This window comes from Phytopseudomonas daroniae (assembly GCF_004327285.1).
GTDB lineage: Bacteria > Pseudomonadota > Gammaproteobacteria > Pseudomonadales > Pseudomonadaceae > Aquipseudomonas > Aquipseudomonas daroniae.
The window spans coordinates 50,609-73,853 of record NZ_QJUI01000009.1; the positions used below are offsets into that span (position 1 = coordinate 50,609).

The window sequence follows — 23,245 nt, forward strand, 5'->3', positions numbered from 1 at the left end:
CGCGTAAGTTCTCCAGAGCTTACGCGTTACACTTTCCACTCAAGCTTCCCGTGCCGAGCGTTCCATGCATATCAAACTCGCCAATCCCCGAGGCTTCTGCGCCGGTGTCGACCGAGCCATCGAGATCGTCAATCGCGCTCTCGAGGTGTTCGGCCCGCCGATCTACGTGCGTCACGAAGTGGTGCACAACAAATTCGTGGTCGAGGATCTGCGTGCTCGCGGCGCGATATTCGTCGAAGAACTGGATCAGGTGCCCGATGACGTCATCGTCATCTTCAGCGCCCACGGTGTGTCCCAGGCCGTGCGCAACGAAGCCAGCAACCGCGGCCTGAAAGTGTTCGACGCCACCTGTCCGCTGGTCACCAAGGTGCACCTGGAAGTGGTGCGCTACAGCCGTGACGGCCGTGAGTGTATCCTGATCGGCCATGCCGGCCACCCGGAAGTCGAAGGCACCATGGGCCAGTACGACGCCAGCAATGGCGGTGCCATCTACCTGGTCGAAGACGAGAAGGATGTCGCCACGCTGCAGGTACGCAACCCCGATTCCCTGGCCTTCGTCACCCAGACCACCCTGTCGATGGATGACACCAGCAAAGTCATCGATGCCCTGCGCGAGCGCTTCCCCAATATCGGTGGGCCGCGCAAGGACGACATCTGCTATGCCACCCAGAACCGTCAGGATGCGGTCAAACAATTGGCCGACGAGTGCGACGTGCTGCTGGTCGTCGGTAGCCCCAACAGCTCCAACTCCAATCGCTTGCGTGAGCTGGCCGAGCGGATGGGAACCCCGGCCTACCTGATCGACGGCGCCGAAGACCTCAAGCGTGAGTGGTTCGAAGGCGCGAAGGGGGTTGGCATCACCGCCGGCGCCTCTGCTCCTGAAGTACTGGTGCGCGGTGTGATCGCCAAACTTGGCGAGTGGGGCGCCAACAACGTCCAGGAACTCGACGGCCGCCCGGAGAACGTGACCTTCTCCATGCCCAAGGAGCTGCGCCTGAAAGCGGTGTAGCTTGGTGCTGTCTGCGAACGAAGCCAGGACATCTGTCCTGGCTTTTTTCATTGTGCTCCCGGCACTGCGAGGTGTAGGGATGCTCATGCGGAAGGCAGCAGGGGCATGCCAGGTTGCGAGACTGAAGGCCCGAACAATCAATACCAAGAGCAGGACGGTTGAGCTCAGTATCGTTGAAGTGCCTGCAGCGACTCAGCCGGTCAATTCAATGAGCCTGCAAAGCGAATGGGCTCCCTGGGCGGTGATGAGCGTTCGCCCAGGTCGAGACGCCAATATCCAACGTCATGCCACGCGCCGTGCTTGTAGCCCACCTCAGGAAACGTCCCGATATGGCGGAATCCCATCCGTTCGTGAAGGCCGACACTGCCGTCGTTGGGTAAGGCAATGCCAGCATAGGCCGAGCGATAACCCAGGTTCTTCAGAGTCGGCAGCAGGGTTTCATACAGCCCACGACCGACCCCGCTACGACGCGCATTCTCTGCAATGTATACCGTGGCATCCACAGCCCACCGGTAAGCCGCGCGAGCGCGATGCTGACCCGCATAGGCATAGCCGACAATACAACCATCGCGTACCGCCACCAGATATGGGTAGGCCTCTAGCGTCGACAGTATCCGCAGGCGCATCTCGTCAACCGATGGCGGTACTTCTTCGAATGACGTGGCGGTGTCGAGCACCACAGGCGCGTAGATGGCCTGGATCGCTTCGGCATCCGTCGGGGCGGCTACCCTGATATCAATCATCATTGGGCCCCTCAAATTGTTCGTTGGAGCGGGATGTCGCACCGATCAAGTAGCCGCCTCAGTTGCAGTCGGCGAGGAGGTGTGCTGGCGGTGCTTCTTGTTATCGGTCTTTTAGTACCTATTTTATTGCTCTGCGCATGATTTAAGGTATTAAATTGCCTTTTAATTGGGTATTTCCTAATATTTTAGGTATTAAAGTGCCGGTTACTGATATGCACGACCTTACGCTTCAGATCTACACAAACGGCGCATGGTGCAATGCTATGACGCTGTGCTTCGAGGAACCAGGCGAAGGGCTTGAGGGTGTCTGTGCGTTCGGATACCAGCAAGGCTATCTGGTCGACTCTTTGGATGCTATTGCCAGCAGGCTGAATTTGGCCGTCAGCGCTACTTATCCGCCTGGGTGGGACTCCTGGCGCGGTAAAAAAGCACCTGCGTTTCTTTTCGATATCCTGCCATCCGGGGCTGCAAGGCGCTTTTTGCTGACGCGCTTGCAAGGCGAGCGTCCGGATGGACTGAGTCTGGATCTCTTCCTTTTGGGGCGCTGCACACCTGCACCGATTGGTAACCTGCGTATCAAGGAGTCTGCCGAGGCTATTGCTGGCAGCCCCCTTTTGGGCTTCACGCGCGATCAGGTGGTCAGTCGGGATTCGAGATTCCTCGAGTATGCATACGAGCAAGGTGCCGCTATTGGTGGTGCGACCGGGGCGGGTGGTGAAGCTCCCAAGCTGTTGTTGACGGAGGATCGGGATGGTGCCTTGCACCCTGATGCCGTACTGCCTGACGCAGACGCTGCTCAACACTGGTTTGTGAAGTTCGCACGAAATAAAGCCGGGCAGACGGATCAGGACATCCTGCGTAGCGAGTACTGCTTCTACCGCGCTATCCAGCAGCTGGGGATGGATACCATTGCTGCCCAGGGATTGGCCTTGGAGGAAGGCAGCAGGCCAAGTCTCTGGATGCAGCGCTTTGATCGGAAGATCAGTGCTGCGGGGGTTGAGAGAACTGCAGTGGAATCCATGTATTCGCTGTGTGGTGTGACCGCGGCAGGAAGTTACATGCAACACCCCCTGGTGCTGCGCAACCTGGTCGAACTGTGGCAGGCCGTTGGGCAGAATCAACAGGTTGGTGATCTGGTGTTCGAATACATGCGGCGTGATCTGTTGAACCAGATTCTTGGCAATTCAGACAACCATGGACGCAACACCTCCATTCTTCGCACCGAACAGGGGGTGCAACTGGCGCCAATCTATGACCTTGCTCCCATGGTCATGGATGAGGAAGGCGTAACGCGCACGACAAAATGGCCAAGGCACATCGAGCTGGCAGGTGAGGTCGATTGGAGGGTCGCCTGTGCCGAGGCGGCAGAGTGGGTTGACCCTGATGAGCTGTTTCAGCGATTGAAAGCCGCAGCGCAGGAGTTCCTTGCACTGCCAGATCTGCTGACTGCTGAAGGAATCCCGGTTGCGACCATGAACCATCCACGTATCGCGCTGAAAGACCTCCAGCAACAGCTTGTTCGTTGGGGGCTGATCTAAATGGACATTCTCGAGCGTCGCCGTATTCTCGATGAACTGCAGCAACAACTGGCGTCTGGTGAAATAACCATCGGGCAGGCTGTCCGGCGTTTGCGCAAGGAAGTGACAGGTCTGCAGCAGGCTCGGTTTGCGCAGATGTGCAAGCTGTCGTTGCGAGCGCTGCGGCAGCTCGAGCATGACGAGAGCAATCCGACGGTTCAGACGCTGAATAGCGTCTTCAACCCCTTTGGTATGCAGGTAGGGATCGTGCCGAAGGGGTCACACTGAAGTTGAGTTGGTGGCGGTTAGGCCGCCTATCAATAGGGGCAGTAGCTCTATGGTGAGTTCTTGGTCAGTTATGCTGATAGCCATAATAACGTGTGCTGTGTTTTTTGCACTGTTGAAGCTTTCAGGTTCTTCAGATCCCCTGAAAAATCAGCTGTAAGGAAAGTCGTGCACGATTACCCTTGATAGGTAATCGCTTCCCTGCTTTATGGCATTGCTTGCATGCTAATGCCATAAAGCAAGAGTATGTTTGGCTTGTCTAATGTTAGCGTAAGAGCAGAATCGGAGATGAGCGTGGGTTTGGAACGCCCGGATAGGAAGAAAAGCAAACGTTCTGACCTGCACTTGGTGTCGAGGCACCGTAGAAGTTTGAATGATGAAAGAAGCGACTTTCGTTGTCGCCATTCTCTCTTATGAATCCGGCTGCCGCTTTTCCGCCATCTGGGTAAACCATTGGATATTGGCTAATTTTACCAACTCTCCGAGGGCTTGTTGCATAAGTGAAGGCATTGAAATGTATCATTACCTCTTCAGCTGTCGGTCTTGCATTTGGATCAGGAGCCAAACAGCTCACTAGCACACTCCAGATATTCTGCTGTAGCTCATTGGTGTCCGGGTGTTTACCAAACCATGTAGGTTTCGAGAGCGAATAAGCTCCTGCTTGATATTTCAATACGTTCGCAATAGCCAACCGCCCAGTGCCAAATGGAGGAGTTCCTGCTAGCAGGTGATAGATTACGCAGCCAAGAGCCCATACATCCATAGGCATTCCTGCAGTTTTCCAGTCGTCCCAGCATTCCGGAGCCATGTAAGGGACTGCGCCAAGAAGAGTGTTAGATGTTAAAAGCGTCGATTCATTTTCTGCAAATAATTCCATTTCTGCAGCAATTTCGGTTTCGGCCAATTTGGCAATACCGAAATCAGTCAACTTTATAAATTCCATCGAAGGGTCGGCTGACGTCATGATATTGCTAGGTTTCAAATCCCTGTGGCAAATACCTACGCGGTGTGCTTCTCGTAGTGCTTTAGCAATGTGATGTGAAACATGTGCAGCAAGATATGGATCTAAGAAAAAGAACTCATTGGCGAGTCGGTGGCCTAGATCCAGGCCAGGTATGAACTCTTCTACTAAAAATGTAAGGTTATCATTTTCATAGTAATCAAGTGTCGCAGCGATATTGGGATGATTTACTCTTGCCCCCATCTCGGCTCCACGACGAAATCTTCGATCCTTGACTCCTGCCTTGGGAGTTTTCAGTGCTGTGTATCTATCGAGGCTATGGTCACGGCAATAATAAACTTCCTGCATGCCGCCCGCTGCATGGAAATTAATGATTTCGTATCGATCAACCAATACCTGGCCGGGACTCAGACGATGTTGGCTCACAGTATCACCTCAGGGTGAGAGGATGAGAAGGTCACCCAATAGCGATTGTTTTTCAGCTCAGGCTTTCCGAATGTAATCACACACGCTTCATGCAGAAGCATCCCAGCCTTAGCAGCAGTGTTATTTATATAAATGTCACCGGTGATAGAGGTGATTCTGAAGTCTACACCATCATAGGCGACATTAATTCCACCAATGCCATTGAACTTTATCCCAACAGTATTTTTGTTTTTGGAGAGATGATGCAGGCTGTTGCCGTAAGTAAAAGTTCCTCTATGCTCGTCTCTGACGAGATGTTTCTGTATTGTATCGCTGAAATGCTTGGCAGATGGTCGTAGACTGGGCGCAACTGAGAGGCAAGAGTTAATAACCTCTATTGCCTCGGGAGCCAGTACACCATTCATTGCTATGTCGATAGAGGGGGCTGCTGATGTTTGCTGAGGGGGCGTTTCATACAGAACTTTAGGGATGCTCGATGTGGCGAGCGCCCATGCACAAATACCAAGTGCGTAGATGTCCATTTCTTTAGTTATGCACACTCCAGGCAGAAATAGCTCTGGTGCTGCATATACGAGCGTCCCACGATTAAGTACGGTGTGGTATGCGTCACCTTCTACCGAAATCCCAAAGTCAAATAGCTTTACAATTCCAGAGGAAGAGCTTTTGATGTTATCAAGCTTTAGGTCTCTATGTATAATGTCTGCTGAGTGCAGCGTAACTAATGCCTGAGCTATTTGATAAAGAATTTTCAGGTATTCAACGGGGTTTTTTGCAGCGTCTAAATGAAAGTCATCAAAAGACTTTCCTTTCAAATGCTCAATAATAATCCCCTGTACTGCGCCGCGCTCGTCTTTAATTACATCATATATCTCAACGATGTGCTTCGAGCGTGCTTTTGCTAGTAATTGTATTTCATTTCGAAGCTGAGTATCGTCGCTTCCGGAATGCATCGATTTAAATAACACATCTCGCCCGAGAAATGTATCTCGAACGGGCTGAACGCTACCGAATCCACCACTCATAAGTGTGTTGGTGATAGGTGAGTATCTCTGAGGTAAGTTTATCATCTGATTCCATTCAGCTTTCGTCGTGGTGATTTTGGCCTGAGTCTATTGTGATTTCTATTTTTGACTTCTTCTCTTTTTTCTTTATATTGGAAGAATCATCTGCTATTTTAAAATCTAGTTGTTCGGGCTTTGGAGGCGCAGGTTTTTTTGTGCGTCCATATTTTCTTATTAAAACTTTTCGAATGTCAGACTTCATGATAGGTGTTTCAGGTTTGGATTCGTCTTTACGCTCCAGTTCTGATGGCTGCTCTGCTATATGCTCAGGTTTAAGGTCGGGGCTTGGTTGGGATGTTTCTGGGGGGAATTGAAATGTATCTCCCGATAGTATGATTTTGGTATTGCCCAGCCAAACGCTTATTTTAACTCCTGACTTTGATGGTTTTTCAAAGGTGTCTATTACTTCAGCTATGCTTTCAATGGCAATGATTGAAGCGTTATCAACTCCGCCGGCCCATGTCGCAAGTGATAATAGCCGGCTAACTGCGGTGGTTGATGTGGGGGCTTTTCTAAGAATGGCATTAAATCCATCCTCGGCGCTCTTCCAGACCCCATCAGTGGCTAGAACTACTCCGTCGCTCAGATGTTCATTGCTAAGTAGGCTTATTCGAAGGTCGTCGGACGTCCTTGTAGTCTCACCTATAGCTTGAGAAAGGCTGCCTCCTAGCCCTCTGAAGCGTAGCGCAGAAGGGTCTTTGAATGACAAGTCCGAAAGCTCATTTTCTAGAGTGTCGTCTCTGCTGAGTTGTTTCACTCTTTCTTTGTGTGGTGCCCAAGCATAGATTCTGCTATCGCCAATATTTGTTGCGGCAACTTCGCCTTTCGACGATATTATCAGGCAGCTTATTGTGGTCGCACCTTTGCCTTGTAGGGCATCGCGAACGCGATTATCTACATGCCGAATTATTTTCGTTAATAGAGTGGTTAATGGGTAGTTAATCCGAGTGTGGGCAAGCTCATCTAGGAAGGTTGCGACGGCCATAGAGGCTGCGACATCACCCATCTCAGACCCACCCACTCCGTCGCACACAAGCGCCGCAAAATAAGCTTCACCGTTGGCTCCTAAAACTTGGGCAACAGCAACTCTATCTTCGTTACGCTTACGAACTGATCCAACAGTCGTCGCAACTGTTAGCGTTAAGGCTGAGACGGTAATCGGAGGCATTGCATCCCAGGATGCCCGTCCAATCTCAGAATAAAGCTCTCTACCTATCAAGGTATTAAAGGTCTTTGTAAAATCGGGTGATAAAGAATTCATGTGTTCACTGACTTAGGCGTAATTGGCCTTGAGGCGGGAATTTCAAATGCAAGGCTATGAGGATGGCCAGCTTCTTTAGAGCTACGGCGCTGGCACAAGTGAAGCCTTCTCCGTTGATTACTGCGGGGCACGAAGTTGCCTATTTTGGACAGCGTGTGGGGGCGATGCGCCCCCTGCCAATCTCGTACCTTTAAGCTCACATCCTGCATGCTCTGTGCCTCGCCGCATCCTGCGCTGATGAACTGATGATAAATCTTTACTAAAAGCAATTTCGCTCCAGTGTCAAGTCCGAGGAGCTCGGATGCGCCCTTTGACGTAGAAACTGAGAAATGGCAATGCAGATTATCAAACTCCTAAGGAATAGCCTTGCGGTTTGTAACTGTCTGATAGTAAAGATAATTAGTTATTTCCTCAGGCGGAGATTGCACATTTCACTCCATTTCCCTCCTAGCGCATTTTAGATCTTGCAGCTCATGGGGGAGTGTGACAAGCGCAATTTGTATCGTGGCGTCATCAGAGTGGCTCTAGCGATGCATGTTCAGTTACGATCCATGCCAGATGGAGCAAATTGAATGATTCTAGGCACCACGTCGAACGCGTGTGATGGGGGGATAGGTGGGGGGCAAATAAAGCTTTGTCGCGTCGAGGCCAGCAAGTGCGGGACTTTTAGTTAATAAAAAGCCGGCTTGTGGCCGGCTTTCGTAAGGCAGGTCGGGCTTACTTTTGATAAGCCGCAGCCGCCTTGGTGATCTCGGCGCGGGCCGCTTCGGCGTTGCCCCAACCTTCGACCTTGACCCATTTGCCTTTCTCGAGATCCTTGTAGTTCTCGAAGAAGTGCTTGATCTGCTCGATCAGCAGCGGGGGCAGGTCGGTGTATTCCTGGACGTCCTTGTAGATGGTGGTCAGCTTGTCGTGCGGGACGGCGATCAGTTTGGCGTCGCCACCGGCTTCGTCGGTCATGTGCAGGACGCCGACCGGGCGAGCGCGGATCACCGAGCCTGGCGCTACCGGATACGGGGTCACGACCAGCACGTCGAGGGGGTCACCGTCGTCGGCCAGGGTGTGCGGGATAAAACCGTAGTTGGCCGGGTAGAACATCGGGGTGGCCATGAAACGGTCGACGAACAGGCAGTCGGTGTCGTGATCGATTTCGTATTTGATCGGCGCGTGGTTGGCCGGGATTTCGATAGCGACGTAGATGTCATTCGGCAGGTCTTTACCGGCCGGAACCTTGCTGTAGCTCATGGGTGACTCCCTGATGTGGGCCAAAAAAGTGGCCGAATTATAGGGGGATTCCCACCTTGTTGCCATTCTGCCATTCCAGCCATTGGTCTTATTCGCCTAGGCAGAGTGAAGTGGCGTTCTTGCGCCAAGTCTAGCTCTATCGTGCTTCCATCCACGCTTGGTGCAGGCGCTCTATTAGTAGTGGGCGCTGCGGTCAACCAAACCGAGCATCGGTTCGCCACGCTGATGCCTGCGCAGGTTGGCGAGCAGCACTGCGAAGGCACTGTGTGGCGAGGTCATTGCGCCTATATGGGGGGTTAGCCAGATACGCGGATGCTGCCAGAAGGCGTGGGAGTGTTCTGGCGGCTCGCTATCGAGCACATCGATGATGGCATGCGCCAGCTGTCCGCTGTCCAGTGCTGCGAGTAGGTGATCTTCCTGAAGGTGTGCGCCACGGCCAAGGTTGATCAACTGTGCACCGCGCGGCAATGCGGCAAAGGTCTGGGCGTTGAGAATGCCTTGGGTTTCGCTGGTCAGCGGTAGCAGACAGACGAGGATGTCGCATTGGGCGAGAAATTCCGGCAACTGTTGTATGCCGTGATAGCTCTGCACACCCTCGAGTTGCTTGGGCGAGCGTGACCAGCCGCTGAGCGGGAAACCGAAGGGGCGCAGGCTGTCGAGCGCAGCGCTGCCCAGATTGCCCAACCCCATGATGCCGATACGCCGTTGCGCCGCGGGCAGCAGAGCGTGTGCTTGCCACTGTTGTTGCTTCTGCTGGTCGAGGTAGAGGGGGATCTGGCGATGCAGAGCCATGACGGCAAAGCACAGATATTCGGTTATACCCTGGGTGATGCCCGGGTCGAGCATGCGCACCAGGTCGATGGAATCGGGCAGCTGCGCCGGGTCGAACTGGTCAACGCCGGCCGAGGTGGCGAACACCACGCTCAGGTTGGGGAAGCGCGTCGCGAGGTCTGCGGGTGGCTGCCAGGCGGCGAAGTAGCGGATGTCACGCGCATCACCTACAGCCGGCCAGAGGCGTACCTCAATGTCGGGGGCGTACTGCTCGAAGAGCGCCTGCCATTGCCGGGCGCGCTCATCATCGGTTTTGAACAGCAGGGCCATGAGTCGTCTCGTTGCAGTCGTGAAGATGTTGTAACCATGCCTGAGCGGCGCGCAACAATCCTCTGAATCCTGCTGCTGAAACAGAAGATTGCGCGCTATTCCGAGTTGTCAGCAGGCTGCTGCGATGGCCTTGCCGAGCGCCTCGGTGTTGCCGGTGCCACCAATATCACGGGTCAGCGGGGCGCGCTCCGGCCCCATGGCCAGGACGTTTTCGATGGCCGCCAGCACGGCAGCACCGGCCTCCGGGTGACCGAGGTGGTCGAGCATCATGGCGCCGCACCAGATCTGTCCGATGGGGTTGGCGATGCCTTTGCCGGCAATGTCCGGTGCCGAACCGTGCACCGGTTCGAACAGGCTCGGGAAGTTGCGCTCGGGGTTGATGTTGGCCGACGGTGCGATGCCTATGGTGCCGGTACAGGCCGGGCCCAGGTCGGAAAGAATGTCGCCGAACAGGTTACTCGCAACGACTACATCGAACCAATCGGGGTGCAGGACGAAGTTCGCGGTGAGGATATCGATGTGGTACTTGTCGACCTTCACCTCGGGGTATTTCTTGCCCATTTCGGCGACACGTTCATCCCAATACGGCATGGTGATGGCGATTCCGTTGGATTTGGTGGCGGAGGTCAGGTGCCTCTTCGGCCGGCTCTGCGCCAGGTTGTAGGCGAACTTGAGAATGCGGTCGACGCCCACCCGGGTCATCACCGTTTCCTGCAGGACGATTTCCCGCTCGGTACCCGGGAACATCTTGCCTCCGACGCTGGAATACTCGCCTTCGGTGTTCTCGCGTACTACCCAGAAATCGATGTCGCCGGGCTTGCGATTGGCCAGGGGCGCTTTCACGCCAGGCATCAGGCGGCAGGGCCGCAGGTTGACGTACTGATCGAACTCGCGGCGGAACTGCAGCAGCGAATCCCAGAGAGAGATGTGATCCGGCACCACGTCTGGCCAGCCGACTGCGCCGAAGTAGATGGCATCGTACTCCTTGAGCAGCTCGAACCAGTTGTCGGGCATCATCTTGCCGTGAGCCAGGTAGTAATCGGCGCTGGCGAAGTCGAACCAGTCCCACTGCAGTTCGATGTTGTGCTTGGCCGTTACCGCGTCGAGTACACGCACGCCCTCTGGCATGACTTCCTTGCCAATGCCGTCGCCGGGGATCACTGCGATCTTGTAATGGGCTTTGCTCATGATGCGACTCCTGGGATTGAAGGTAGACGCCGGCCAGTGTATGCAGTGTTCATGGATTAATAATTGGTCTGCGGCGAAAGCCATTATTAGATTTAGAGAAAGAATCCGTGAGTGCGATCGATGATCTGAGTTTTTTCCAGCAAGTGGCCACCCGCGGCAGCCTCACCGAAGTGGCGCGCCACCTGGGCCTTTCATTGCCAGCCGTGAGCAAGCGTCTGAGTCAGCTAGAGGCGCGACTGGGTGTGCAATTGCTGCAACGCACCACGCGGCGGCTTTCGCTGACTCCCGAGGGGGCGCAGTATCTGGAAGGCGGGCGGCCGATCCTGCGGCAGCTCGAGGAGCTGGAGAGCGCGCTCGACAGTCGCCAGGCGACATTACGCGGTCGGCTGCGGATCAACGCTACCCTGGGATTCGGTAGGCGCCATCTGGCTCCCGTGGTTTCGGAGTTCGCTCGTCTGCATCCCGAGCTGGAAATATTCCTGGAGCTCACCAGTCAGCCCTTGAGCCTGCTGGATGATCAGTTCGACGTCGGCTTGTGCATGGGCGAACCGCCGGATTCGCGCCTGATCGGCGTCAGGCTATTGGAGAATCCGCGCATTCTATGTGCATCACCACGATACCTTGAAGCTATGCCTGAGCCGGCCTGCGTGGCTGATCTGGCGGCGCACAACTGTATCGTTTTACGCCAGTTCGGTAGCGACTATGCAATCTGGCGTTTCCGCAAGAACGGCCAGGAGTTCTCTCACAAGGTCAATGGCACATTATCCAGCAACGACGGTGAGGTGGCCGTCAGCCTGGCGCTGGAAGGTCACGGGCTGATCCTGCGCTCACGCTGGGATGTGCAGGAGCACCTTGAGACCAGACGCCTGCAGGCGCTACTGACAGATCATCAGGCCCCCCATGGCGATATCTACGCGGTCTACCAGCATCGCCGCCATATTCCCCAGCGTATTTCGATATTCGTTCGCTACCTGGCTCATGCGCTAAGCCAGCGACTACCGTTTGCCGCGCTCAGGTGACGGTTTCGAGGCGATCATTCAGAGGTGTTTTGTGCATGATTTGAGGTTATGGGGTTGGTAACTATTCGTGCATTGCCCTGGTGCGTCATGCTCTTGTAACGTCCAGCTGTCCCGCTCGGATAAACAAAAAAAGCAAACCTGGGCAGAGCACGCGGGTGCCGGGTGTCAGTCGAGGGTTTTTGCGCTGCCGAATTAATCTACTTCCAGGATGATTTGCCATGAAAACCTTGTCTGTTGCTGCAGCTTTTGGTTCCGTCCTATCCCTGTTGAGTCTTTCGGTGGCGTGTGCGACATCCGCCATGGCCGACCAGATCACCTTTGTCTCCCAAGGCGGTAGCTATCAGGAGGCGCAGACCAAGGCCATTCTCGACCCTGCCGCGAAAAAGCTGGGCCTGACCATCAAACAGGACAGTGCGCCGGACGCCTGGCCAATGGTCAAGGCCCAGGGCGACGCGAAGAAACCGGTATGGGATGTGATCGATACGCCACCATCAAACTGCTTGCGTGGTGGCAACGAAGGACTGATCGAGCCGCTGGATCTGAGCAAGATGCCCAACGTGAAAAGCATGCCGGAGTCATACCGCACGCCGTACTCGGTGGCCTACGAGTTCTATTCATCGGTGATCGGCTACAACCGGAAAAACCTGAAAAAGATCCCCCAGACCTGGGCCGAATTCTGGGATGTGGAAAACTTCCCCGGCACCCGCGCCCTGCGTAACGATCCCATGAGTACCCTCGAAGCAGCGCTGCTTTCCGACGGTGTACCGCGTGACGAACTCTATCCCCTGGATGTCGATCGCGCCTACAAGCGGCTGGAGCAGATCAAGCCGGACATCGCCGTGTGGTGGAGTTCGGGTGGGCAGTCGGCGCAGTTGCTGGCCGATGGCGAGGTCGACATGCTGATGATCTGGAACGGTCGCGCCAGCGCCGTTCAGCAGAGCAACCCGGATGTCGCCTTCACCTATAACGACGGCCTGCTGCAGAACACGCAGCTGTGTATCCTCAAGAATGCGCCGAACTACGATGCCGCGGTCAGGTTCATCAACGAAGCGCTGTCGCCTGAATTGCAGGCCAACCTGCCGCTGTATATCGACTACGGCCCAGGTAACCCGGCGGCCTTCGAGACTGGCAAGATCACCGAGCAGCGTGCCAAGGAGCTGCCAAGTTCGCCGGATAACGCTGCCAGGCAAGCGTTGATGTCGGAAGAGTGGTGGGCCTCGGCAGCCGGTATCGCGGCCAAGGATCGCTGGCTGAAATTCATTCAGTAAGCGCAGGGCACCTGCATGATCGATTACCTGATCCTAGGTGGCGGCTCGGCGGGTTGTGTGCTCGCTGCCCGCCTTTCCGAAGACCCGGATAAACAGGTCTGTCTGATCGAGGCCGGGCGGGATATTTCCCTGAGCACGATGCCGCCAGCGATTCGCAGTCGTTATCCGGGCCGTGCCTACCTGGACGTCAGCAATATCTGGCAGCGGCTCGGCGCCTGGATGGGGAACCGGGCCGAGGCCGAGCGGCGTTATGAGCAGGGGCGAATTCTTGGTGGCGGCTCGGCGATCAATGCGCTGATGACCAACCGCGGAGCGCCGGCGGACTATGACGAATGGCAGCAACTGGGCGCTGAGGGCTGGAGCTGGGAGAGCTGTCTGCCGTACTTTCGCAAGCTGGAAAACGATCAGGACTTCACCGGGGCCGAGCATGCCGGGCTGCATGGGCATGGCGGCCCGGTGCGTATCCGGCGCACGCCCGACGAACGCCTGTCGCCTTTTGTCCGAGCGGTGATCGACACCCTTGGTCGCCAGGGGCTGGCGCACAAGCCAGACCAGAATGGCCGCTGGGAAGAGGGCGTGTTCGTGGGGGCGATTGGCGTCAGCGAGCAGGGCGAGCGTATTCCAACCTCGGTATGTTATCTGACCGATGAGGTGCGCAAGCGCAGCAATCTGACCATTCGCACGCGCTGCCTGGTGGATCGAGTGTTGTTCGAGTCGGCAAAGGCCATCGGGGCGCGCATTGTGCCTCGGGGCGGCGAAAGCGAATCGCTGATGGCGCGCGAGGTGATCGTCTGTGCTGGCGCCCTGCACAGCCCCGCCGTGTTGATGCGCAGCGGTATCGGCCCGGCTGACGAGCTCATGTCGCTTGGCATTGCGGTGGTGGCCGACAGGCCGGGAGTCGGTGGCAACCTGATGGAGCACCCGTCGATTGCCGTCTCGGCCTTGCTCACCCGGCGGGGCCGCACGCCGTTTCCGGAGGAGCACCACGAGCAGGCGATAGTGCGTTTTTCCTCCGAGATGGCCGGTACGGTGATGGGCGATATGCACGGGGCGATTCTATCGCGTTCCGGGTGGCACTCCATCGGTTACCGGTTGGGGACGATGTTTTTCTGGGTCAACAAGTCCTATTCCCGCGGTCGCCTGCGTCTCGCCTCGAAAGACCCGCAGGTTGAACCGCAGGTGCGCTTCGATATGCTTTCCGACCCCCGTGATCTGCAGCGCCTCAAGCAGGCTTTGCGGTTCGGCGCGACAATTCTCTCGGACGAGCAGATGGCCGCGCAGCGTAGCGTGGTGTTTCCATCCAGCTATTCGCCACGGGTGGCCAGGGTAGCGATGCCGGGTCTTTTCAACGCCTTGCAGCGTGGCGCCCTGAGCCTGTTGCTGGATATTGCCGGGCCGCTGCGCAAGACGCTGGTGCACGGGCTGGTCACCCGGGGCGTGACCCTGGACGAGCTGCTGGCCGACGATGCGGCGTTGACCGACTTCGTGCAGCGCAATGTCGGTGGTACCTGGCATCCATCCGGTACCTGCCGCATGGGGCGTGCAGACGATCCGCTGGCGGTGACCGGGGGTGATGGTCGGGTGATCGATGTCGAAGGTTTGCGGGTCTGCGATGCGTCGCTGATGCCATCGATTCCCTGCGCCAACACCAACGTGCCGACCATTATGATCGCCGAGCGCATCGCTGACTTGATCAGGGCAGAGGTGCCCGTGACGAAGCTTGAGTCAGAAATGCTCGGCGCTTAGAGCCTGTTCATGATCTTTGTGTACTTGGGAACCCGTATCCTTATGGGTCGACGGTAATAAGGCGGAAGCGGCCAGTCGATAACTTGCGTAAAACGGAGGATCAGGCCTTCGGCCCCGGATTACGCCGGGGGCTAATCCAGGCTACGTTCGGGGCACGGCACCCGGTAGGTTGGATCGGGGCGCGTAGCCTAGCCGCAGGCGTAATCCGACATTTGGCCTGACCAGCTGACTCCCGGAACGCTCAGTTTCCCCAGCCAACGATGCCCTTGGTTTCCAGAAATGCTTCAAGCCCCCATTCGGCGTACTCGCGGCCATTGCCCGATTGCTTGTAGCCGCCGAACGGAGCGGCGGCATCCCAGTCGGGATAGTTGATGTAGACGCTGCCGGCGCGCATCTGCAGGGCAACGCTGCGGGCTCGCTGCAGGTCGGACGATTGCACGTAGGCGGCCAGGCCAAAGACGCTGTCATTGGCCATGCTCACTGCCTGCTCCTGATCCTCGTACGGTTGAATCACCAGCACCGGGCCAAAGATTTCTTCACGGGCGATGGTCATGTCCTGCGTGACATCGGCGAAGATCGTCGGCTGCACGTAATAGCCCTCGGGCAGATGCGCGGGGCGACCCAGGCCGCCGCATACCAGTTGTGCGCCTTCGTCGATGCCGGTGGCGATCATCCGTTGAATCGAGTCGAACTGCCGCTGGCTGATCACCGGGCCCAGGGTGGTACCCGCCTCGTCGGGCACGCCGAGGCGATGGTCAAGGGCAGCGCGGCGGGCGATCTCCACGGCCTGCTCGTGCAGGGCGGCGGGCACCAGCATGCGGGTCGGAGCGTTGCATGACTGGCCGCTGTTGCTGAAGCAACTGTTCACGCCCGCGGAGACGGCACTTTGCAGATCCACATCGTCAAGCAGGATGTTCGCTGACTTGCCGCCCAGTTCCTGGTGCACCCTTTTTACCGTGGGCGCCGCCAGCCGGGCGATTTCAATGCCCGCACGGGTCGAGCCGGTGAACGACACCATGTCGACTTGCGGGTGCGCGCAAAGGGTAGCGCCCACGGTCGGGCCATCGCCATTGATCAGGTTGAAGACCCCGGCAGGTACGCCGGCATCGTGCATTACCTCGGCGAACAGCAGGGCATTGAGCGGCGCGATTTCGCTGGGTTTCAATACCATGGTGCAGCCCGCGGCTAGCGCCGGGGCGACCTTGCAGACTACCTGGTTGATCGGCCAGTTCCATGGGGTGATCAGAGCGACTACGCCCACCGGCTCCTGGCTGATCAGCGTGTTGCCGCGAGCTTTCTGGAACTCGAAGCTGTCGAGGGTACGCAGTAGTTGCTCGAGATGGCGCTTGCCGATACCAGCCTGCCAGGCATGGGACAGCGCTTCAGGGGCACCTACCTCGCGGGTGATGATCTTGGCGATCTCGTCGTAGCGCTCCATGAAGGCCAGCAGAACCCGTTGCAACAGTTGCTTGCGTTGTGCCGGCGAACTGCTGGCGAACCCTGGGAAGGCGCGGCGGGCTGCCATGACCGCCGCTTCGACGTCGGTCTCGTTGCCCATGGCGATCTCGGCAAAAGGCTGTTCGGTGGCGGGGTCGATCACCGCCAGCCGTTCGCGGCCAGAGGGCTCCACCCAGTGACCATCGATATAAAACTTCAGGGCGTTTTCCATATAAAGAGCGGCCTCGCGGGGTCGAGTGTCGGTATCAGGTGCGGTGTGATCGAGGCCGTTGGCTTCGCGCGCAGTCGCTGGCAAGAATAGGCAGGCCGGTTTGTCTCGGACAATTTACTAATAGTTGGATTAAGCATAATCTCAAGTCATGTCAAATTTACGCCGAAAACTTCCCAGTTCCAGTTCGCTGTTCGTCTTTGAAGCCGCTGCTCGTTGTGGCAGCTTCACCCGCGCGGCGGACGAACTGTGCGTCAGCCAGCCGGCAGTCAGCCGCATGCTGTCGCGCCTGGAAGAACATCTCGGCGTGCAACTGTTCGAGCGGGTTCGGGGTGGTGCCAGGCTGACCGAAAGCGGCAGCATTCTGTATCGTCGGGTGCAGGAAGGGTTCGGCACCATCGAGTCGGCGATCAGTGAAATCGAAGCCCGTGCCACTGGCATCGAAACCGTTACCCTGTCGGTTTCCACGGCATTCACCACGCACTGGCTGATGCCGAGAATGAGCCGTTTCAATCAGCGATTCCCCATGGTCGACATGCGTTATCAGCTGATGTACGGGAAGATCGGCGGGCCTCTGGTGGATGTCGATCTGGGCATGCGCTACCTCGAGCAAGGGAGCCTTAAGCCCTCTGATACAAGGGTTTTGCCGGAAATTACCCTGCCGGTCTGTAACCCTCACTACCTGAAGGAAATGCGGCCTGCACGGGGTAAAAAACAGCAGCCGACGCTGATCAGCATGGACTCGCAGGATCGTGGTTGGGCGGCGGCTTTTGCGAGCGCCAGTACCCTGGTGTTCTCCGACTACGCGGTGGTGGTACAGGCTGCGCTGCTCGGGCAGGGGATTGCCCTTGGCTGGTTGAACGTGGTGTCCAACGCGCTGTGCAAGGGGGAACTGGTACCCGCGACGGATACCATGCGGGTCGCGTCGAGGCGCTGTTGCCTGGTGGTGCCGAGCAATCGACCGGTGCGCCCGGTGGTGGAAGAAGTACGTGACTGGATCGTCGAGGAAATGCGCGATGACCTGTTGAAGATCGATGCGTTGTATCCCCATCTGGGCTTGGCAGCGACCCTCGAATCGACCCTCTGAGCATAGCTGCTGCTTGGCGAGTAGAAAAACAGTAGGTTATGCCTCAGGTGGGAAGCAAAACAGAATATTTCGTGAGAGGGTGGGTCGATAATGAACCGACCAGACAGTTTCACCTCACGATCTTTCTTGCGGAGCGCCCTATGTCTTTCAAGCAGTTCAAAGCCCTGACGTTCGACGTCGTCGGTACCCTGATCGATTTTGAAGCCGGCATCCTTGCCCATATCCGCGAAGTGTCGGGCGAAGCGGGCAAGGCCCACAGCGACGACGATATTCTCAAAGCCTACCGCGAGGCACGCGCCAAGGATGATTCGGGCTGGTTCCCGGATGACCTGGAGCGCTGCTACTACCTGATGGCGCAGGTGCTGGGGCTGCCGGATAACGATGATTATGCGAAAGGTCTCGCCGCGTCGGTGAAGAACTGGCCGGCATTCCCGGATTCCGTTGAAGCGCTCAAGCGTCTGCGCAAGCACTACAAGCTGGTGGCGATGACCAACGCCCAGCGCTGGGCCCTGGACTGCATGGCCAAGACCCTCGACCAGCCGTTCGACTTCGAATTCACCATCGACGACTCGCGCTACGAGAAGCCCGATCCGCAGTATTTCGCCTTCGTGCGTGGCGCCCTCGCGACCCAGGGCATCCTCTTCGAGGATATCCTGCACACCGCGCAGAGCCAGTACCACGACATCGGCGTGGCCATGCGCCTGGGTTACCAGACCTGCTGGATCGAGCGCCGCCATGCCCAGAAGGGCAGCGGAGGAACGCTGGAGTCCGTGCGCACCGAGCCGCACTACCACTTCACTTCGCTGGCGCAGCTGGCTGACGCTGTCGAGAAAGAGTTGGGCTGAGCGGTCGCGCCGCGAGCAAAGACCGCTATTTCGCCAAGAGGCCGGCATGACTGTTCAGAGCTTATGGGCGGCCACCGCCCAACCTGCACCTGCGCTGCAATCGCTTCAGGGGGATCGGCAGTGCGACGTGGTGATCATCGGTGCCGGCTATACCGGTCTCTCGGCTGCCAGGCACATTGCCCAGAGCGGCCGCGAGCCGCTGATCGTCGAAGCCAACACCCTGGCCTGGGGCGCCAGCGGGCGCAACGGTGGCGTGGTTTCGCCGAAGTTTCGCGTCGGCTTTCCCACCCTGATGGCGCGCTTCGGCCGTGACACGGCCCTGCACCTGTACCGTACCGGTTACGCGGCGGTAGACAGCGTGGCGGAGACGGTGGAAGCCCTTGGCCTGATCCACGCCCAACTCAAGCTGGGTGGGCATATTGCCGCGGCGCACAACGTTCATGCCCTGGGCGGCCTGGAGTCGACCGCCAACTGGATCAAGCACGAAACCGGGGGTGAGTCCTCGGTCATGATTTCTGCCGAGCAGGTGCGCGAACTGACCGGTTCGACGATCTTTGCCGGCGGCCTGCTGACCCCGAAAGCAGGCGGCATTCATCCCATGAACTACGCCCGCGGGATCGCCCAGCACCTGGTCGATTCCAGCGTGAAGATCTTCATCAACACGCCTGCCGAAAAGGTGCAGCGCGAGGGCGACCGGGTCATCGTGCAGACGCCGCAAGGGCGGGTCAGCGCCCGCCAGGTGATCTACGCCACCAACGGCTATTCGGATCAGACCCGCGCGACCGATGCCCTGCATCGTCGGCTGATTCCATTTCGCAGTGCGATCATCGCCTCCGAACCCTTGCCGGCGAACGTGCTGGCGAGCCTCATGCCAGGCGGGCAGGTCTGCGGCGATACCAAACGCATGCTGCGCTGGTTCCGGGTGGTCGGTGATCGGCTGATCTTCGGTGGCCGTGGCGCATTCGGCAAGCACGACTCACGCAGCGCCTTCGATGACCTGCAGCGCAGCATGGGCGTGGTCTTCCCGCTGTTGCGCGATTACCGGGTCGATTATCGCTGGTCCGGCCTGGTTGCCATGACGCTCGACTATCTGCCCCATGCCGGCCAGCTCGACGAGCGCAGCTTCTACGCCATCGGCTACAACGGCGGCGGCGTGGCGATGTCGACCTGGATGGGCAAGCAACTGGCGGCGATGACGGCCGGTGAAAAGGTCGAGCTCGCCCTGCTTGCCGGTCAGGGGTTCAACCCGATCCCGCTGCATGCCTTTCGCGCCCCCGGTGTGCGCCTGGCCGCTGGCTGGCAGCAGTTTCTCGATGTGCTCGGCCGCTAGGCCGACTCCCTTTGCCGAATGAAGTGATGCCATGAGCCCGATCGTGCATTTCACCCAGCCCGAATCCGAGCGTCGTCTGCTCACCGAGACACCTGTTCCCCTGCACGACGATCCGTTCGCCGCGGGGCGCCGGGTGCATTTCCACGAGCCGCGGCAGGGCTATGTCGCTGGCGTGGCGAGCGACCGCGATGCCGAGCGGAGGATCGAGGATTACCCCTGGGTCGAACTGTGCATCGTCGAGGCCGGCACCCTGCATATCGAGGGTGACGGCTATGCGCTGTCGGTATCGGCCGGCGAAGCGCTGGTGATACCGCGCGGCGCGAATCTGGGCTGGACTCACCAGGGTGAGTTGCGGCGAATCTTCGTCGTCTTTACCGGCGCCGCCAGCAGCGGCGACATGCCGGCCCGGGCGGTGAAGATCGATCCGCATGCCGATCTGCAGCCTTGCAACCCGCCCTCCGCCTCGGTGTTGCTGACGCCGGAGCCTGTGGCGCACAGCCATACCCAGTTCGAAAGTGGCGGCTGCCTGCGTATCGGTATCTGGCGTTGCAGCCCTTATGCGCGCCAGCAGGTCGAGCCGGGATACAGCGAACTGATGTACTTCTACCAGGGCCGTGTGCGCTTCGACACGCCCACCGGGGAGCGCTACCGTGTGCATGCCGGTGAAGCCATCCTCATTCCTGCCGGTGCCGCCAATGCCTGGCGCAACGATGTCGCGGTGAAAAAGCTGTTCTGCATCCTGAGCTGAAAAAGGCGCCAGCCGCCGCGGCTGGCGCCTGTCCTTCATACGCCGCCGTCGGTGATGCGGTACCAGGCGATCACGGCCGCGATATACAGACGGCGCATGCCATAGAGCGGAAAGGCCTTGATGCTCGATGGCTGCACCGGCAGCGCCCGGGCATCGCCACTGACCAGATAGCTGGCCAGCGCCTGCCCCATGCGGGTCTGCAGGCCGACGCCGCGTCCCTGGCAACCGATATCGATCAGCAGGCCAGGGGCCGGCTCATGCAGGTGCGGCAGGTAGTCACGCGTGACGGCGACGTGGCCGCACCAGCGGTAGTCGAACGGGATACCGGCGACCTGCGGGAACAGCTTGGCCACCGCCGCCTCGAGATGCGACCAGTGATCCTGGCGGGCAGGGTCGGGCTCCTGGAAGGTGCCACGGCCACCCATCAGCAGGCGCCCGGTATGGTCGAGCCGATAGTAGAGCAGCAGGTTGCGTGCATCGGAACTCACATGGCCCTGCGGCAGTATGCTTTGCCGCAGGGCTTGCGGCAGCGGTTGCGTGGCGACCTGAAAGGAGTTGGCATCGATGATGGTCTTGCGCAGCGCTGGCCAGAGGTCATCGGTATAGCCATTGGTGCAGAGCAGCACCCGCTCGGCGCTGACCTCGCCACCCCCTGCCACCGCGGCCGTCCACTGCGCGCCATGGCGTTTCAGGCCGCTGACGCGCGACTGGGTGAACAGGCGCACGCCGGCGCCGATGGCCACCCGCGCCAGCTCGCGTGCATAGCTCAGCGGCTGGATGCCGCCGCCCCGTGGATCGACCCAGCCGCCCAGGTACTTGCTGGTGCCCAGCAGGCGTTCGGCCTGGCTTCGGTCGAGCAGTTCGGTCGCCACGCCCTGGGCTGCCCAGTCATCGGCACGGCGCTGCGCCAGCCGCATGGCCTGCGCATTGTGTGCGCCCTGGATCCAGCCCTGGCGCACGCGCGGCACGTCCAGCGCGTGCCTGTCGATCAGCGAGAACACCGCATCCGCCGTGCTGCCGGCGAAATCGAGCAACTTCTGCCCTGCTTTTTCGCCGAAGCGGCTCAGCAGTTCGCCGGGGTCGTACTTCAGGCCCGGAATGACCTGGCCGCCATTGCGTCCGGAGCCACCGAAACCTACCTCCTGCGCTTCCAGCAGCACCACGTCGACCCCTTGCTCGGCCAGGTGCAACGCTGTGCTCAGGCCGCAGTAGCCCGCGCCGATGACGATCACATCGGCCTTCAGTGACTCGCTCAGCGGCCGGGTTCGTGGTGCGGCAACCGCAGTCGCGGCCCAGAGCGAATGCTGCAGTGGGTAATATTCTCGGGTCATGGCCAGTGCCTCACAGCGGATTCAGGACGCGACGCAGAAAGTCCTGCGTACGCGGGCTCTGAGGGTTGTTCAGCACCTCGTTGGCGCTGCCTTGTTCGACGATGCGTCCACCGTCGATGAACAGGATGCGGTCGGCCACTTCACGGGCGAATTGCATCTCGTGGGTCACCACGACCATGGTCATGCCTGACTCGGCGAGCTGGCGCATGACCTTGAGCACGTCGCCGACCAGTTCCGGGTCGAGCGCCGACGTCGGTTCGTCGAACAGGATCGCCTTCGGTCGCATGGCCAGCGCCCGGGCAATGGCCACGCGCTGTTGCTGGCCACCGGAAAGCTGGGCCGGATGGGCTTCGGCCTTTTCCGCGAGGCCGACACTGGCCAGCAGTTCGCGGGCATGGGCGATGGCCTGCCCGCGGTTCTCGCCTTTCACGTAGACCGGGCCTTCGATGACATTTTCCAGCACGCTGCGATGGGGAAACAGGTTGAAGCGCTGGAAGACCATGGCCACTTCGCTGCGGATCGCCTTGATGCTGCGCGAGCCACGCTCGACCCGCTGGCCGTCGATGGTGATGCTGCCGTCCTGGTAGCTTTCCAGGCCGTTGATGCAGCGCAGAATGGTGGACTTGCCCGAGCCGGACGGGCCAATGATGCACACCACCTCGCCCTTGGCGACGCTGGCGTCCACCCCCTTGATGACGTCCAGGTTGCCGTAGGACTTTTTCAGCCCGCTGATCTCGATCATTTCTGCCCCCGTTTTTCAAAGTGGCGCACCAGCAGGATCAAGGGTACGCACATGATCAGGTAGAGCAGCGCGACCAGGGTGAACACCGTGGCGTTCTGGAAGGTGGATGTGGCGATCAGCTTGCCCTGCAGGGCGAGTTCGGCAACGGTGATGGTGGACGCCTGCGAAGAGTCCTTGAGCATCATGATCATGGTGTTTCCATAGGGCGGTAGCACGATGCGAAAGGCCTGCGGCAGCACCACTCGACGCATCATCAGCCACCAGCTCATGCCCATCGACTCGGCGGCTTCCAGCTGGCCCCGGTCGATGGCCTCGATGCCGGCGCGAAAGTTCTCCGCCTGGTAGGCCGAATAGGCGATGCCAAGGCCGATGATGCCGGCCTGCAGGGCGCTCAGCGACAGGCCGAAATCCGGCATCACGAAGTAGATGTAGAACAGCAGCACGATGATCGGGATGCCGCGCAGCAGGTTGATTATCGAGCTGCTGAGCCAGGCGAGAACGGCGACTCCCGAGACCCGCATGGTCGCCCAGACCAGGCCGAGCAACGTGGATAGCAGCAACGAGCCTATGGTCACCTGAATGGTCAGCCAGGCACCTTGCAGGAGAATCGGCAGGTATTCGGCAGAGCGTTGCAGAAATTCGGACATGAATAGACTCTCGGGTCGG

21 protein-coding genes are annotated in these 23,245 nt (G+C 58.6%); 10 read left to right on the forward strand and 11 right to left on the reverse strand.

Annotated elements, in window-relative coordinates:
* The first annotated feature begins 64 nt into the window (after positions 1–64).
* Positions 65–1,009: a 4-hydroxy-3-methylbut-2-enyl diphosphate reductase gene (gene ispH, locus DNK06_RS11485; protein ID WP_131180161.1), complete on the forward strand. Its 945-nt coding sequence runs from the start codon at positions 65–67 to the stop codon at positions 1,007–1,009.
* A 200-nt stretch (positions 1,010–1,209) separates the two neighbouring features.
* On the opposite strand, the gene DNK06_RS11490 is transcribed toward ispH, so the two are convergent.
* Positions 1,210–1,755, reverse strand: a complete 546-nt coding sequence (locus DNK06_RS11490) for an arsinothricin resistance N-acetyltransferase ArsN1 family B (RefSeq protein WP_165493619.1) — start codon at positions 1,753–1,755, stop codon at positions 1,210–1,212.
* Between the two features lie 209 nt (positions 1,756–1,964).
* On the opposite strand from DNK06_RS11490, the gene DNK06_RS11495 reads away from it, so the two are divergent.
* The gene (locus DNK06_RS11495) at positions 1,965–3,290 is read left to right on the forward strand and encodes a type II toxin-antitoxin system HipA family toxin (protein WP_131180330.1); all 1,326 of its coding nucleotides are present in this window, start codon (positions 1,965–1,967) and stop codon (positions 3,288–3,290) included.
* A complete protein-coding gene (locus DNK06_RS11500; RefSeq protein WP_131180162.1) occupies positions 3,291–3,557 on the forward strand; it encodes a helix-turn-helix domain-containing protein in 267 nt (88 codons plus the stop codon).
* A 262-nt stretch (positions 3,558–3,819) separates the two neighbouring features.
* On the opposite strand, the gene DNK06_RS11505 is transcribed toward DNK06_RS11500, so the two are convergent.
* The 6 genes from DNK06_RS11505 to DNK06_RS11530 form a co-directional block, all read right to left on the reverse strand.
* Positions 3,820–4,941 (reverse strand): serine/threonine-protein kinase, encoded by a 1,122-nt coding sequence (locus DNK06_RS11505; RefSeq protein WP_242674656.1) that lies wholly within the window; start codon positions 4,939–4,941, stop codon positions 3,820–3,822.
* Complete coding sequence (locus DNK06_RS11510) at positions 4,938–5,963, reverse strand: serine/threonine-protein kinase (protein WP_165493620.1); 1,026 nt, start codon at positions 5,961–5,963, stop codon at positions 4,938–4,940. The genes DNK06_RS11505 and DNK06_RS11510 overlap by 4 nt, the downstream gene beginning before the upstream one ends.
* Positions 5,964–6,018: 55 nt before the next feature.
* The gene (locus DNK06_RS11515) at positions 6,019–7,263 is read right to left on the reverse strand and encodes a PP2C family protein-serine/threonine phosphatase (RefSeq protein WP_131180164.1); all 1,245 of its coding nucleotides are present in this window, start codon (positions 7,261–7,263) and stop codon (positions 6,019–6,021) included.
* A gap of 717 nt (positions 7,264–7,980) precedes the next feature.
* Positions 7,981–8,508: an inorganic diphosphatase gene (ppa, locus tag DNK06_RS11520; RefSeq protein ID WP_042556316.1), complete on the reverse strand. Its 528-nt coding sequence runs from the start codon at positions 8,506–8,508 to the stop codon at positions 7,981–7,983.
* A gap of 174 nt (positions 8,509–8,682) precedes the next feature.
* Positions 8,683–9,609: a 2-hydroxyacid dehydrogenase gene (locus DNK06_RS11525; protein WP_131180165.1), complete on the reverse strand. Its 927-nt coding sequence runs from the start codon at positions 9,607–9,609 to the stop codon at positions 8,683–8,685.
* A 108-nt stretch (positions 9,610–9,717) separates the two neighbouring features.
* The gene (locus DNK06_RS11530; protein ID WP_131180166.1) at positions 9,718–10,797 is read right to left on the reverse strand and encodes a tartrate dehydrogenase; all 1,080 of its coding nucleotides are present in this window, start codon (positions 10,795–10,797) and stop codon (positions 9,718–9,720) included.
* A gap of 107 nt (positions 10,798–10,904) precedes the next feature.
* On the opposite strand from DNK06_RS11530, the gene DNK06_RS11535 reads away from it, so the two are divergent.
* The 3 genes from DNK06_RS11535 to DNK06_RS11545 all read left to right on the forward strand — a co-directional run bounded on the left by DNK06_RS11535 (position 10,905) and on the right by DNK06_RS11545 (position 14,830).
* Complete coding sequence (locus DNK06_RS11535) at positions 10,905–11,816, forward strand: LysR substrate-binding domain-containing protein (protein ID WP_131180167.1); 912 nt, start codon at positions 10,905–10,907, stop codon at positions 11,814–11,816.
* 299 nt (positions 11,817–12,115) lie between these two features.
* Complete coding sequence (locus tag DNK06_RS11540) at positions 12,116–13,084, forward strand: ABC transporter substrate-binding protein (RefSeq protein ID WP_242674657.1); 969 nt, start codon at positions 12,116–12,118, stop codon at positions 13,082–13,084.
* Between the two features lie 15 nt (positions 13,085–13,099).
* Positions 13,100–14,830 carry a GMC family oxidoreductase gene (locus DNK06_RS11545; protein ID WP_131180169.1) on the forward strand — a complete coding sequence of 577 codons (1,731 nt, stop codon included), beginning with the start codon at positions 13,100–13,102 and terminating at the stop codon, positions 14,828–14,830.
* Positions 14,831–15,071: 241 nt separating this feature from the next.
* Here the strand turns inward: DNK06_RS11545 and DNK06_RS11550 are convergent, their stop codons facing one another.
* A complete protein-coding gene (locus tag DNK06_RS11550; RefSeq protein WP_131180170.1) occupies positions 15,072–16,499 on the reverse strand; it encodes an aldehyde dehydrogenase family protein in 1,428 nt (475 codons plus the stop codon).
* A 148-nt stretch (positions 16,500–16,647) separates the two neighbouring features.
* On the opposite strand from DNK06_RS11550, the gene DNK06_RS11555 reads away from it, so the two are divergent.
* From DNK06_RS11555 to DNK06_RS11570, 4 genes are all read left to right on the forward strand, one after another.
* Entirely contained in the window at positions 16,648–17,583 is a 936-nt protein-coding gene (locus DNK06_RS11555; protein ID WP_131180171.1) for a LysR family transcriptional regulator, read from the forward strand.
* Between the two features lie 140 nt (positions 17,584–17,723).
* Positions 17,724–18,428, forward strand: coding sequence for an HAD family hydrolase (locus DNK06_RS11560; RefSeq protein ID WP_131180172.1), 705 nt, complete (start codon positions 17,724–17,726; stop codon positions 18,426–18,428).
* A 46-nt stretch (positions 18,429–18,474) separates the two neighbouring features.
* The gene (locus DNK06_RS11565) at positions 18,475–19,758 is read left to right on the forward strand and encodes an NAD(P)/FAD-dependent oxidoreductase (protein ID WP_165493621.1); all 1,284 of its coding nucleotides are present in this window, start codon (positions 18,475–18,477) and stop codon (positions 19,756–19,758) included.
* Between the two features lie 31 nt (positions 19,759–19,789).
* Complete coding sequence (locus DNK06_RS11570) at positions 19,790–20,506, forward strand: cupin domain-containing protein (protein ID WP_131180173.1); 717 nt, start codon at positions 19,790–19,792, stop codon at positions 20,504–20,506.
* 35 nt (positions 20,507–20,541) lie between these two features.
* On the opposite strand, the gene DNK06_RS11575 is transcribed toward DNK06_RS11570, so the two are convergent.
* The 3 genes from DNK06_RS11575 to DNK06_RS11585 are packed head-to-tail and all read right to left on the reverse strand — an operon-like array spanning position 20,542 to position 23,226.
* Complete coding sequence (locus tag DNK06_RS11575; RefSeq protein WP_131180174.1) at positions 20,542–21,837, reverse strand: NAD(P)/FAD-dependent oxidoreductase; 1,296 nt, start codon at positions 21,835–21,837, stop codon at positions 20,542–20,544.
* A gap of 10 nt (positions 21,838–21,847) precedes the next feature.
* Positions 21,848–22,579, reverse strand: a complete 732-nt coding sequence (locus DNK06_RS11580) for an amino acid ABC transporter ATP-binding protein (RefSeq protein ID WP_131174985.1) — start codon at positions 22,577–22,579, stop codon at positions 21,848–21,850.
* Positions 22,576–23,226: an amino acid ABC transporter permease gene (locus tag DNK06_RS11585; RefSeq protein WP_131174984.1), complete on the reverse strand. Its 651-nt coding sequence runs from the start codon at positions 23,224–23,226 to the stop codon at positions 22,576–22,578. The genes DNK06_RS11580 and DNK06_RS11585 overlap by 4 nt, the downstream gene beginning before the upstream one ends.
* Positions 23,227–23,245 lie beyond the last annotated feature (19 nt).

Excerpts from the sequence above, each read along its gene's own strand:
- ispH (WP_131180161.1), top strand. The coding sequence starts at position 65 with ATGCATATCAAACTCGCCAATCCCCGAGGCTTCTGCGCCGGTGTCGAC.
- DNK06_RS11490 (WP_165493619.1), bottom strand. The coding sequence starts at position 1,755 with ATGATGATTGATATCAGGGTAGCCGCCCCGACGGATGCCGAAGCGATC.
- DNK06_RS11495 (WP_131180330.1), top strand. The coding sequence starts at position 1,965 with ATGCACGACCTTACGCTTCAGATCTACACAAACGGCGCATGGTGCAAT.
- DNK06_RS11500 (WP_131180162.1), top strand. The coding sequence starts at position 3,291 with ATGGACATTCTCGAGCGTCGCCGTATTCTCGATGAACTGCAGCAACAA.
- DNK06_RS11510 (WP_165493620.1), bottom strand. The coding sequence starts at position 5,963 with ATGAGTGGTGGATTCGGTAGCGTTCAGCCCGTTCGAGATACATTTCTC.
- DNK06_RS11515 (WP_131180164.1), bottom strand. The coding sequence starts at position 7,263 with ATGAATTCTTTATCACCCGATTTTACAAAGACCTTTAATACCTTGATA.
- ppa (WP_042556316.1), bottom strand. The coding sequence starts at position 8,508 with ATGAGCTACAGCAAGGTTCCGGCCGGTAAAGACCTGCCGAATGACATC.
- DNK06_RS11525 (WP_131180165.1), bottom strand. The coding sequence starts at position 9,609 with ATGGCCCTGCTGTTCAAAACCGATGATGAGCGCGCCCGGCAATGGCAG.
- DNK06_RS11530 (WP_131180166.1), bottom strand. The coding sequence starts at position 10,797 with ATGAGCAAAGCCCATTACAAGATCGCAGTGATCCCCGGCGACGGCATT.
- DNK06_RS11540 (WP_242674657.1), top strand. The coding sequence starts at position 12,116 with ATGGCCGACCAGATCACCTTTGTCTCCCAAGGCGGTAGCTATCAGGAG.
- DNK06_RS11545 (WP_131180169.1), top strand. The coding sequence starts at position 13,100 with ATGATCGATTACCTGATCCTAGGTGGCGGCTCGGCGGGTTGTGTGCTC.
- DNK06_RS11550 (WP_131180170.1), bottom strand. The coding sequence starts at position 16,499 with ATGGAAAACGCCCTGAAGTTTTATATCGATGGTCACTGGGTGGAGCCC.
- DNK06_RS11555 (WP_131180171.1), top strand. The coding sequence starts at position 16,648 with ATGTCAAATTTACGCCGAAAACTTCCCAGTTCCAGTTCGCTGTTCGTC.
- DNK06_RS11560 (WP_131180172.1), top strand. The coding sequence starts at position 17,724 with ATGTCTTTCAAGCAGTTCAAAGCCCTGACGTTCGACGTCGTCGGTACC.
- DNK06_RS11565 (WP_165493621.1), top strand. The coding sequence starts at position 18,475 with ATGACTGTTCAGAGCTTATGGGCGGCCACCGCCCAACCTGCACCTGCG.
- DNK06_RS11570 (WP_131180173.1), top strand. The coding sequence starts at position 19,790 with ATGAGCCCGATCGTGCATTTCACCCAGCCCGAATCCGAGCGTCGTCTG.
- DNK06_RS11575 (WP_131180174.1), bottom strand. The coding sequence starts at position 21,837 with ATGACCCGAGAATATTACCCACTGCAGCATTCGCTCTGGGCCGCGACT.
- DNK06_RS11580 (WP_131174985.1), bottom strand. The coding sequence starts at position 22,579 with ATGATCGAGATCAGCGGGCTGAAAAAGTCCTACGGCAACCTGGACGTC.
- DNK06_RS11585 (WP_131174984.1), bottom strand. The coding sequence starts at position 23,226 with ATGTCCGAATTTCTGCAACGCTCTGCCGAATACCTGCCGATTCTCCTG.